The 11515-nt window shown below is 64.1% G+C and carries 9 protein-coding genes; 1 reads left to right on the top strand and 8 read right to left on the bottom strand.

Features of this window, described 5'->3' with window-relative positions; translation table 11 throughout:
- Positions 1-19: 19 nt before the first annotated feature.
- Together EDC39_RS07370 and EDC39_RS07365 are read right to left on the bottom strand one after the other, a co-directional pair.
- A complete protein-coding gene (locus EDC39_RS07370; protein WP_148895734.1) occupies positions 20-2530 on the bottom strand; it encodes a TonB-dependent receptor in 2511 nt (836 codons plus the stop codon).
- Positions 2531-2563: 33 nt separating this feature from the next.
- Positions 2564-5800 carry a hypothetical protein gene (locus tag EDC39_RS07365; RefSeq protein WP_148895733.1) on the bottom strand — a complete coding sequence of 1079 codons (3237 nt, stop codon included), beginning with the start codon at positions 5798-5800 and terminating at the stop codon, positions 2564-2566.
- Positions 5801-6619: 819 nt separating this feature from the next.
- On the opposite strand from EDC39_RS07365, the gene EDC39_RS15320 reads away from it, so the two are divergent.
- A complete protein-coding gene (locus tag EDC39_RS15320) occupies positions 6620-6940 on the top strand; it encodes an energy transducer TonB (RefSeq protein ID WP_187426695.1) in 321 nt (106 codons plus the stop codon).
- A 51-nt stretch (positions 6941-6991) separates the two neighbouring features.
- Here the strand turns inward: EDC39_RS15320 and EDC39_RS07355 are convergent, their stop codons facing one another.
- The 6 genes from EDC39_RS07355 to EDC39_RS07330 all read right to left on the bottom strand — a co-directional run bounded on the left by EDC39_RS07355 (position 6992) and on the right by EDC39_RS07330 (position 11514).
- The gene (locus EDC39_RS07355; protein WP_187426694.1) at positions 6992-7420 is read right to left on the bottom strand and encodes a hypothetical protein; all 429 of its coding nucleotides are present in this window, start codon (positions 7418-7420) and stop codon (positions 6992-6994) included.
- Between the two features lie 14 nt (positions 7421-7434).
- On the bottom strand, positions 7435-8043 hold the full coding sequence (locus EDC39_RS07350) for an XTP/dITP diphosphatase (RefSeq protein WP_246140201.1): 609 nt from the start codon (positions 8041-8043) through the stop codon (positions 7435-7437).
- Positions 8040-8768, bottom strand: a complete 729-nt coding sequence (gene rph, locus EDC39_RS07345; protein ID WP_148895783.1) for a ribonuclease PH — start codon at positions 8766-8768, stop codon at positions 8040-8042. The genes EDC39_RS07350 and rph overlap by 4 nt, the downstream gene beginning before the upstream one ends.
- A 5-nt stretch (positions 8769-8773) precedes the next feature.
- Positions 8774-9856 (bottom strand): N-acetylmuramoyl-L-alanine amidase, encoded by a 1083-nt coding sequence (locus EDC39_RS07340; protein WP_148895729.1) that lies wholly within the window; start codon positions 9854-9856, stop codon positions 8774-8776.
- Positions 9857-9991: 135 nt separating this feature from the next.
- On the bottom strand, positions 9992-11029 hold the full coding sequence (locus EDC39_RS07335; RefSeq protein WP_148895728.1) for a DHH family phosphoesterase: 1038 nt from the start codon (positions 11027-11029) through the stop codon (positions 9992-9994).
- A gap of 17 nt (positions 11030-11046) precedes the next feature.
- Positions 11047-11514, bottom strand: a complete 468-nt coding sequence (locus EDC39_RS07330) for a TIGR00725 family protein (protein ID WP_148895727.1) — start codon at positions 11512-11514, stop codon at positions 11047-11049.
- Position 11515: the final 1 nt, after the last annotated feature.

Here is an 11515-nt window from a genome sequence, read left to right as displayed (position 1 = left end):
CCCCCCCTCCGGAAAACGGTCAGAAGCGCAGATCGAACCCGACCCAGAACTGCCGCCCCAGCCGATAGTCTCCGGGCGTCGTCCCCGATTCGATAGTGCTGTCAAACAGGTTGAGAATGTCGAGATGGCAATCGACTGCGGGCAAGCCGGCCAACCGTCCATTCCAGGCGAGTCTCAGATCGACCTGCACGGCCTGTTCGTGCCGCACCTCATCATAAACGAAAAGGGACTCCTGGACAAATTCTCCCTTGATGGCGTCGAACCGCTGCAGGCTGCCCGGAACCGGCACCTCCCGATAGGTGTTCTCCAGACTGCGATAGGCCGCCAGGTACTGGGCACGCGTTGTCAGGTGCATTCCCCCGGGCAGGGCCATCATGTGCAGCAGCCGGACGACATGCGGCCGGCTGTAATCGGTGCGGGGAAGCTCGCTGCGATAGACGATCCGTCCCCGGTACCATACGCGGGGTTCGATCTCCTCGTCATCGAGCAGAACGTCGTAGGTCTCGTTGCTGGTCAGGTTCTCCTGCCAGACCCAGCTCAGCATCAGGTACTGTTTCCGCCAGGACCGTTCCCAGCTCAGGCGAAGGCTGCGGTGACGGCTGCGGCCCCGGTTGTTCATGGTGTAGTAACGCAGGCCATCGTCCAGTACCGGTCCGAACTGGCGGGCGAACTCGTCCCGGCCCTGGCGCTGCACCAGCTTCATGCTCAGTCGGCCGCCGTACAGTTCCTGATCCAGACCGAAAACGATCTCGTCGCTGTAGGGCGTATCCAGATCGGAAAAACGCGCCACACTCTGCAGCCCCGCCGGGTAGAGTTCCCACAGCCCCGGATCGGCCGGATCGACGACGGCGCCGGGATCGACGCTGCCGGAACCGACGGCGCTGTTGCGCTTGGGCCGGTACTGGCTGATGACCGGCAACCGGGCCTCTCGCAGCTTGAAGGCAAGAAAACTCCTGCCGTAATAGCGATTGACCCCCAGGGTCAGCATCGTCGTCCGGTCTCCTCTCAGATCCCAGCTGGCAGCCAGTCGGGGCGCCAGATCCAGGTTCTGCAGATAGCTGTTCCAGGACAGCCGCAGGCCGGGACGCACCTGCAACCGGTCCAGGGTCAGACTGTCGTCGACATAGAAGGCCAGCTCCTGCATATGCACGGCTTCCGAATTGGCCCGCAGGATGTCACGCCGCGAGAAATACTGCTCTTCCTCGATACAGCCGAGCAGATCGTCGGTGCAGATGACATCCGGGGCCAGAACGGCATCCTTGAAGATGAAACTGGTCTCGGACCGGTCGTAGGTTCCCCGGTGGACCTGCCACTGCAGACCGGCACCGAACTCCTGTACCAGGCGGCCGCGTGACGGCGGCTCGTAGGTGACATCCCAGTTCAGGCCGATACTCTGCTGCCCCTGTTCGACGTCCCCGAATCCACCTTCCCGGCTGTAATCGGACTCGACGACACTTCCCCAGGGCTTGCTGGCGCTGGCCAGCCAGTTGCGGAAATGCGCCGGGGCGGAGCGCTGGTTTTCGCTGCCGCGAAAAAAGAGCTGCAGATGGCTTTCACCGTCGTCACGAAAATGATGATAACCGCCGGCGAGGCGGAAACCGCCCCGGCTGACGGAAAATGCGCTGTTTTCGACATCGGTCAGAAAATGGCTCGCCCGGTAGGGGGCATAGAGCAGACTGATGTCATAAAGATCGTCGGTCCCGGATTCCCGGGTGACGCGAGCCAGAAAATTGACGCTGCTGCGCCGCTGAATCTCCTGCCGGTCGAGATGGAACAGCGGAATCTCGGAACGGGCGACGCGGGCCTCGAACAGAAGTCCCGTCTTGGCCCCAACCGGAAGATCGAACCCGGCACCGAAAAAATCCTTGCGAAAACGTGGCTGTCTGGAGGCACTGCTGGAATGGAAGAAATCGAAATGCTCCTCGCCGGCCAGGTGAAAGCGGGCCCAGTCGTCGCGGGTATGGCGCCAGGAGAGCCGGGCCGAAGGCGTTTGCCCCGGCATTCTCAAACGGGCGTCGACCACGCCGCCGGTAAAGCCGCCGAAGCGGGCCGGGATGTTGCTGTCGTAGACGGCGATCTCGTCGACCAGGGCGGCGTCGACAAAGAGCTGTTGCGGGTGTCCCGGCACGTCGGTCAGACTGTTGGGGTTGCGTGCCATGGGATCGAGAATGCCGGCATTGTCGATGCCGTCGAGGGTAAAGGCGTTCTGAAAGACCTTGCCGCCGGAAATGGAGATGTCAGGCGGCAGAATCTCTCCCCCGGTCCTGCCGCTGCGAAAGGATTCGCTGAACTGGACATCCGGCAGAACGTCCAGCATCTCGGTCAGGGTCCCGTTGCCGGCAGGCAGCCGGTCGAGCACTGGGCGCCGCAACAGGGAAACGCCCCCCGCCGAAATGTCGAGACGATCGACGATGGTTACCGGCGGCAGAACCGTTTCTTCCCGATCTGCGGCGACCGCGGCCGAAGGCAGGCAAATTGCCAGCAGTCCGAAAAAAGCTGAAAGGATGCGCAGCAGGTTGCTGTGGGACAAAAGATCTCTTGCGGAAAGAATCCGCCCTCCTGTTCAGAAACCGGAATCGAAGAACATCGGTCTGGGGTCCTGGTCATCGGACAGACCGTCACCGTCCATGTCGTCATCGAGCGTCAGGCCGGAAGCGTCGATTTCACCCGGCGACATCAGGGGATGAAAGAAATCGGGCGCTCCGTCGGCATCCATGTCCGACACCGCCAGATCGGGCCGGTCCAGGTCACTGCGTCCGGCATAGACCCTGCCAATCGCCAGCAGCGCCCTGTTGCGACCGACCCGGAATCCTTCTTCTTCCACCCGGCGCACCGCGTCGAGGGCACCGTCATAGGTATCGATTTCGGCATGTGCGGCGGCCCAGTCGATCAGCTTGTCCAGACGGTCCCGCGGGTCGCTGACACTCTGAACAACCTGGAGGGTCCGGTCAAGAAGGTCGAGTGCCAGGGCCTGCCGGCCCGTGGCACGGGCATAGCGTGCCCCCTGCAACAGATGTCTGGCGATGGAAAAAAGATCGCTGTCGGCAGCGGCCGACGGGTAGAGATCCCAGGCCAGCTGCCAGTAGGCGTCGAGTTGCTGGTCGATGCCGGCAGCGCCGGCACGCAGCATGGCGTCGATCAGGGTATCGTAGGCATCGAGGGAGAGTCCCTGACCGGCCCGGGCCAGCAGGTCGCGGGCGGCCACCGCGTCTCCCAGACGCAGGTAGACGTCACCGAGGCTGGCCAGTGACATGGCGACCAGGGTCGGGTCGGTCATGGCAGACAGCGCCTGCTCCGCCTCGACCAGCAGCTGCCTCGCCTCGGTATTCATGCCGAGATCGACATAGAGATCGGCGATCTTGGCCAGACCGAAATCGATCTTGGCCGATCCGAGCGTCTTGGTGCCAACCTTCTTGGCCAGGTTGACGTCGATCTGCCGGACCAGATCGGTGGCCAGCTGCAGGGCGGTCACGGCGTCGGCATCGAGCGACTCCTCGATCAGGCGCAGGCCGAGATAGGGCTTCTGCCTGTTGGCGACGTAATAGGTCAGGGCCTCGACCTGGGTTTCGAGCGGCGTCGGGTTGAAAAGATCGGTCGGTACCCGGTAGAAGACCAGATCAAGAGCCGTCATCCCGGTTGGCGGCGGTTCCGTGTCGTGGGCCGGCAGCAGCCCGCCGGTGACCGACTCGGCCACCGCCACTTCAGCCGCCAGCTGCTTGTAGCCCCAGGAGCGCGACAGCCCGCTCAGGGTGTCGAGCAGCGCCAGCGCCCCCGCCTTGTCGCCCGCCAGATAGAGCGCTACCGCCATGTCATCCATATAGATTCTGGTTCGCGAACCGGTTCTGTTGGCGGGCAGACCGTCGTTGCTGCGCAGATCGGCGATCATGCCGGCGCCGTAATAGAGATCGAGAGCGTCCTGACCGCTGCCGGCCAGGGCGTAGCGGCGCGCCGCCTCCACCATGTGAAAAACCCGGTTCTTGTAGCTTTCGCTGCCGGCGATGGTTTCCGTCGGCGTGTCGACCGCTATCTGCCGCAGCTCGTCGATCACCGTCAGGGCTCCGACCGAATCGCCTGCGGCCAGCAGCTCGTCGGCGATACCCATGCCGGCGGAAAAAGCGTTGGCGTAGGCTAGATAGGTGCCGACGGGCACGGCGATGTCCAGATGCAGATACCGCAACACCGCCAGCGCCGAGGCAAAGTCCCCGGCACGCAGGTAACCCTGCGCCAGCAGCCGGAAATTGGCGGCATCATCGGCATTGAAAAAAGCCGTTCCCTTGGCCGCCAGCACACCGCGCAACTCCTGCTCCGCCTGCGCCAGGGCATCGAGAGCGTCGGCGGAGAATCCCCAGCGGGCCGCTCCTTCGGCCAGTTCGATGCGGGCCAGGGCACGATTGACCGGATTGAAGATCCGGCTGTCGATCATCCGCCAGGGATCGTAGGGAAGCAAAGAGTCGGCAACCCAGCCGCGCACCAGACCGCTGCGGGCGACCCCCCTGATCAGTTCGATCATCAGTTCATCGTTGAGCTGATCGTCGAGGACCGCCTGCGCCAGGGCATCGGCCCGGTAGAGATGCGACAGGTCCGAATTGTAGTAATAGGCGACCCGGGCCATGTTGTCACCGGCCGGCAACATCCGGTCGGCAGACAGGGGCAGACGAACGGCGAAACGCGGCTGGCCGGTCAGAATGGCTCCGATGCGCGGATCATCGGCCGGAGTGTAGGCGCCACCTGCGTCGGCGCGGACCAGGCCGGCGACAAACTGGGCGGGATCGGCCTGCAGAAACGCACCGGGATCGTTCAGCCCGTACCCGTACAGAACATGCTGCAGCAGGCGCTGGGGAATCAGGTCCCACAGAGGAACGCGGCCGCCCTGCAGCACCAGCTGATCGAACAGCGCTTCCCTGTTGGCCAGGTAACGGGCATCCGCGATATCGAAGGCGGGATCGACCGTCTGCACAAGATCGTCCAGCTCCCGTCCGAGCATACGCCCCAGCAGGTAGCGGTTGAAGAGGCCGAAGGCCTGATCGCTTCCGGCGGCCGCTGCCAGATCACCGGCCAGACCCGCCAGGGCAAGCGCTTCATCGGCCGAAAAGCCGAGTCCGGCGGTCAGCTCCCCGGCATTCACCCGTCCGCTGCTGTCGAACAGCGACGGGGCTGAACCGACGTTCGCCGCCAGAGTATCCCAGGGCGCCGTTTCTCCCCGCCAGTAAAGATGCATGGCCGCGGCCATCAGCACCAGGTTGCGCTGCAGAATCCCTGGAACGTCCGTCGGCCTGACGAGAAGATCGTTCACCTCGGCCAGCCCCGCCCAGGCGGCAACGGCGGACAGGGCCCGGTCGAGCGGCTGACCGCTGCTGACGCGCCTGGCCAGCAAGGTGGTCAGCGGGGAAATGACGACATGCGAAAGGGAAGAATAGGCCCCGGCAGGGGCGGATAGATCGAGGGAGACTTCCGTGAAACTGATGCCTGTGTCACTATCCCGGCCGCCGGCGGCCACCAGGATCCAGGACGAGGGATCGGCATCTTGCGCCAGATCGATCCTGAAATGCCCCAAATCGTCGGTGATCGCTTCACATCGTCCCTGGCCGCTCGCCCAACACCGGCGCACGACTTCACCGCTGGCCGGGTCGATCAGGCTAACCCGGGCACCACTGACGGCGCCGTCCTCGACATAACCGGCGACCGTCAGGGTATCGGCCGATGGCGAACCGAAGGAGGAATCCGCACCGCCGCCACCACCGCAGGCAGCCAGCAGACTGCAGAAAAAAAACAGGAGCAGGATGTCAGACCCGTATCGCAACCGCATGACACTCCAGACCATCCCCTCCGGACCGACAACGGAACAACAATCAATGAATTGACTAACTCACTGAAATATGGGCAAAAATTTTAGCAAAACAATCTTTTACAAAGCAAATAAAATTCCTCCCATAATCGTCGTGTTGAAAATAGTTGAATTATTCCATGGAGTTCAATCCCAGAAAACAATTGACAACGCAATCGACGGATTGACCGACACGCTTCGGTCGGTCATTATGGAAAACGCTGAATCCCCGGTTCCCCGGCACGTTCCGGGCAACAGTCGGAGCAAAGAATGCCGAAACGGAATCAGGCCGACAGACAACAGGACCGCTGGCTGCCGCTGGCTCTGCTGCTGGCCACCCTGACCCACGGTCTGATTTTCCTGCTCCTGCCCGACCTCCCCCATTCGAGCCCATCGCGAAACAGCGAACCGATCCGGGTCGGCTTCTATCCGCTCCCGGCTGTCGGCAGCACTGGCACCCCCCGAAAATCAAGCGAAAAACCTACGGCAAAACAGCCGGCGAAACCGCCGCAGGCCACTCCAAACCGACACTCGTCCCCTCGGCATCCCTCCCCTGGGCAGGCAACAACACCGGTCAGGAAAAAAACGGTCCCACCACCACAACCGCCGAAATCGGCGCCAGCAAACGTCAAGGCGGCACCCGCCCCGGCACCGCAACCAGCACCAGAAGAGAAAGTCGCAAAGCCGACCAGAAAGAAAACCGCTGCAACGCCACCTCCAGCCATGGGCACCGACAGCACCAATGAAACCGTTCAAACCTCTGGCAAGGCGGTGAAAACTGAAGGGGAAAAGACCGTGGCGGCAGCCGGGGACGCCGGCGGTCGCACCGGATTGCAAACGGACGCCCAACCGGCGCTGCTGGCCAATCCACGACCGGTCTATCCCTCGCTGGCCAGGCGGCGGGGATGGGAAGGCACGGTGCTGGTCAGAATCCGGGTCGAAACCTCGGGCAGGGTCGGCGAAGCGAGCCTGGTGCACTCATCGGGCCACCGGATTCTCGACCGTTCAGCCCTGAAACAGGTCCGGGGCTGGCGGTTCCGGCCGGCCATGAAGGATGGCAAACCGGTAGCGGGCGAGGTAATCCTGCCGATCAGGTTTGAATTGCATCAGGGATAGCCGGGAGAATTGAAAAACGGGCTGAATGCGGCCTGAACCCGTTTTCGGCCGCTAGGGCTTGTAGCCGAGCTCACGCAGAAACTCGAGAACCTGCTGCAGTGACTGCCCTTCCTGCTGTTCGATGCGCCTGGCCTCCTGGGCGGCGCGTTCGGCGTCGAGAAAGGCCTTACTGGCGGCATCGGCCGCCTTTTGCCGCAACCCGGCCGTCTCGACGGCCGCGGCCTCGGCTCTCTCCGCCGCCTCTTCTGCCCTCTTCGCCGCCGCCTCGACGCGCGCCGCGCTTTCTTCCATGCGACTGGCCAGTTCTTCCATGCGCAACACCAGCGCCCAGGCCTTTTCTTCCGATTTCACCGCCTGCCGGCCCGCCTTGACGGCATCCTGCATCTGCTTGCTGGTGGCGGGAAGATAGGCCTCGCAGCCGGCGAGAAAAAGGGGCAGGAACAGAAGCGTCAAAAACCGAAGCGGCAGCGACCGGGCCATGGAGGGTCCTTTCTTCAGGAAACCGGCTGCAGCTGCGAAAGAATGTCCGGCAGCGCCTGCAGCATCACGCGCAGGGCCTGCCCCCGATGGCTGATGGCGTTCTTCCGTTCGAGGGGCATTTCCGCCAGGGTGCAACCGTGGTCCTCCATATAGAATAGAGGATCGTAGCCGAATCCGCCACTTCCCCGGGCAGTTTGCAGAATCTCTCCTTCGAGGCGGCCGGTGAAATGCCAGCAGTCGCCGGCCGGAGTGCACAGGGCGATGTCGCAGACGAAGGCGGCCCTCCGCGGCTCGGGAACCTCCGCCAACGCGGTGAGCAGCTTGCGGTTGTTGTCGGCATCGCTGGCCTCTGGTCCGGCGTACCGGGCCGAATGCACGCCGGGGGCGCCGCCCAGAGCCTCGACCACAAGTCCGGAATCGTCGGCCAGGGTCAGATGGCCGGTCGCCCGGGCGATGGTCGCAGCCTTCTTTTCGGCGTTGTCGGCAAAAGTGGCACCGTCTTCGACGACCTCCGGCAGGTCGGTGAACTCGGCCAGGGAGACGATCTCGAACGGCCAGTCGGCCAGGATCTTTCCGATCTCCTCCAGCTTGCCGCGGTTTTTTGTGGCGATGACCAGCTTCACAGCAGATCTCCCAGTGCTTCCTTCTGCGCCAGATCGAGCCGGGCGCATCCCGCAAGGGCCAGCCGCTGCAGCCGGGCCAGCTGCTCGGTCGTAAACGGCTCGGATTCCGCCGTTCCCTGCACCTCGACAAAACGGCCGGAACCGGTGATGACGAAATTCATGTCGACCTCGGCACGAAAGTCCTCGTCGTAACAGAGATCGAGCAGGGGCGTCCCCTCGACGATCCCGACACTGACCGCCGAAACACTGTCGCGCAGCGGATCGTCGAGCAACAGCCCCTCCCGCTGCAGCTTGCGCAGGGCGTCAACCAGCGCTACATAGGCGCCGGTGATGGAAGCGGTGCGGGTACCGCCGTCGGCCTGGATGACGTCGCAGTCGATCTGGATCGTCCGCTCGCCGAGCCGCTCGAGATCCATCACCGCCCGCAGGGAACGGCCAATCAGCCGCTGGATTTCCATGGTGCGGCCGCCGAGCCGCCCCCTGGCCGCCTCGCGGGGGCTGCGGGTGTGGGTCGCCCGCGGCAGCATGGCGTATTCCGCGGTCACCCAGCCGCGACCTTCGCCCTTCATGAAAGGCGGCACCTTCTCCTCGACACTGGCGTTGCAGAGCACCCTGGTTTCACCGAAAGTGACAAGCACCGAACCTTCGGCGTAACGGGTGTAGTTGCGTTCGAAGCGGACCGGGCGCAGCTGGTCGGCGGCCCGGCCGTCAGGCCGTTGAAAAATCTCAGTCACTTCACACTCCTCTGGTCGCGACCGAAGCGCTCCACTCCCTCGACCACCGCCTCGGCCAACATCTGCCGGGCCTCCGGGTCGGTCAGCAGGGCAAGGTCATCGGGATTGGTCAGATAGCCGAGTTCGAGCATCACGGTCGGCAGATCGCCCCGACCGAGGGGCAGCAGACCGGCCTGCCGCACCTCCGAGACGGCAAAGCCTTCATCGAGCAGCGACTGCCGCACCTCGGCGGCGAGACGACGGCTGCCGCCGCGTCGTTCCTGCCTGAGATCACGCGCCGAAAATTCCTCCTGCGGCCGGATGTAGAGCTCGACGCCGTGCGGCCCGGAAGCAAAATGCCCCTGGGCGTGCAGAAGGATGAACAGATCGACGTCCCGGTCGAGCACGGTTCTGAGCCGCTGCTGACCATCAAGACTGTAATCGCCGTCCCGGCTGAGGTAGACGTCGACGCCGAGCCGCATCTTCAGCAGCTTTTCCAGCTGGCGGGCGAAAGCCAGCGCCACGTCCTTCTCCTTGGTCCCATGCAGGCCGATGGTGCCGGGATCTTCGCCGCCGTGCCCGACATCGATCGCCACCGCCCGCAGCCTCGGCCCGGATTTCGACTGTTTCTTGCGCAACAGCAGGGCGAACAGCTGGTCGATGGGATTGTCGCTCTCGACGACCAGCTGTTCCGGAGGGTCGAGATTGCGGTAGTAGACCGACCGCCCGACCAGGCCCGGCAACTGGCCGATGACGAAGTCTTCGGCAACCCTGAGCCGGCCGTCGATAAAAAGCGGCGGATGATCGAGAGGAATGAAGCGGCCGTCGATCTCGAGGTAGTTGCCGCCGGGAAAGATCGACGCCACGCCGGACGGGGTGCGAAAGCGGAACCGGTGTTCGACCGAATGCCAGCGGCCGCGCAGCCTCAGGGCGGACAAAACATCCTCGACGGCGAGATAGGGAACGCCGTCGCGGTTGTAGACCTCCTCGATCCGGTGCGGCCGGCTGCCGCTCCAGGCCAGCTCCACCGCCGCCTGCGCGACGTCGGCGGAAACGAGACATGCCAGCAGCACCGGCAAAATGAAGGACAGGCGAGACATGAAACTCCCGTCGGAAGCGGAATCGTCAACCTCGAATCCGTAACACGCGTCACCGCGACAGATCGTCCGGCGTCGACAGGCTACGAAACCAGTTGCCTTATATACCCTTTTGCCGGCGAACCTGTCAACGCGCCCTCAGTCGTCCTGGGGGAGCAGCCGCCTCCCCCTGACCGGCTTGCGCTCAAGGGCGTCGAGCAGCCGCCGGGTCAGGCGCCGTTCGAGCCGGCGCAGGGTGGTCTGGGACGCGGAGTGGGACCGGATCTGTCCCCCGGCAGTGTTGTGGTGGCCGCCAGCGGTGCCGAGATCGGCCATGACGGTGCGGATCAGCTCGCCGGCGTTGATGTCGGGCTGGCCTGTGCGCAGCGAAAGGTAGACATCCTCACCGTCATGCCCCATGCCGAGCACCAGCGACACACCCTCCATCCGCAACAGGAAATCGGCCATTTCGGCAACGATGTCCGGATTGTCGACCCGGTAGAGGTTGAATGCCAGCACATCGCCGTAGATGCGTGAATTTTCTATGGCCCGGCTGTAGGAAAAGAAATAGTCGCGGGGAACCTTGGGGTGGGTCACCCGGTAGAGGATGCGGTTGTTGGCCAGCGGCAGCAGGTAGAGATAGGCCTCACGGTCGGCCCGAACCCAGTCCCGGCCGAGATCCTGGGTCTCCGACTTGATGGCGTAGAAAAGGATGGTCGCCAGGCGGGTGCCGAAACTGACGTCGTGGGCCAGCAGGTACTCGAGCAGAATGGTGGCCGAAGCGCCGTAGTCCTCGCGCACGTCGACCCAGCGGCAGGTCTGGCAGGCGTCGCGCAGGGGATGATGGTCGATGACCAGGTGCACCGGCAGGTTGTCGGGAAAGCTGTTGTTGCCGGTTCCCGGCTGGGTGTCGACCATGCAGACCACCTGAAACTGCCCGGGATCGATGCCGGAAAAATGGACGGCGTCGATCTCCAGCTCCTGGGCCATGGCGCGGTTTTCGCCCCGACCGATCATGCCGCCGTAGGCGATGGTCGCTTCCTGGCCGGTGGTCTTGAGCAACAGATGCTTGAGCGCCGCCGCCGCCGCCAGAGAATCGGGGTCGGGATTGTCGTGGGCGACGATCAGAACCCGGCCTTTGCCGCGCACCCAGTCGAGAAATTGCAGGGAAAACTCGCGGGATCGTTCCAGCTGCACAGCACGCTCCTCCTGGTTCAGGGCCGCTTTTCGGCCAGACGCAGTGCAAGTTCGACCGCTTCCTCCGCGGTCTCGACCGGCCGGATCCCCGGTACCTGCCACCTGCTGCCGATGGCGACGACCGGCCGGCCGAGCTTCAGGCCGATGGCGATCTCCGACAGGGTACCATATTCGCCATCGACGGCGATCAGGGCCGCGGACACCTGGGCGATCAGCACGTTGCGCGCATGTCCCAATCCGGTCGGCAAGGCCAGGGTCACATGGTCATTGGCGGCCGCCGGGTCCGGCCCCGGCAACAGGCCGATAGTCTCACCGCCGGCGCGAACCGCTCCCCGGCAGGCCGCTTCCATCACGCCGCCGAGCCCGCCGCAGACCAGAACGGCACCAGCCTCGGCCAGCCGACGGCCGACCTTTTCGGCCAGTCGTGCGCCCTTTTCACTCGCCTGGCCGGCACCGACAACCCCGATGAGCAGACGCCGCGCCATG

Origin of the sequence: Geothermobacter ehrlichii (genome assembly GCF_008124615.1) — a bacterium.
Taxonomy (GTDB): domain Bacteria; phylum Desulfobacterota; class Desulfuromonadia; order Desulfuromonadales; family Geothermobacteraceae; genus Geothermobacter; species Geothermobacter ehrlichii.
The sequence above is the reverse complement of the archived record's forward strand: the minus strand, read 5'-3'. Positions and strand labels throughout refer to the sequence as shown.

Excerpts from the sequence above, each read along its gene's own strand:
- EDC39_RS07340 (WP_148895729.1), bottom strand. The coding sequence starts at position 9,856 with ATGTCTCGCCTGTCCTTCATTTTGCCGGTGCTGCTGGCATGTCTCGTT.
- EDC39_RS07330 (WP_148895727.1), bottom strand. The coding sequence starts at position 11,514 with ATGGCGCGGCGTCTGCTCATCGGGGTTGTCGGTGCCGGCCAGGCGAGT.
- EDC39_RS07355 (WP_187426694.1), bottom strand. The coding sequence starts at position 7,420 with ATGGCCCGGTCGCTGCCGCTTCGGTTTTTGACGCTTCTGTTCCTGCCC.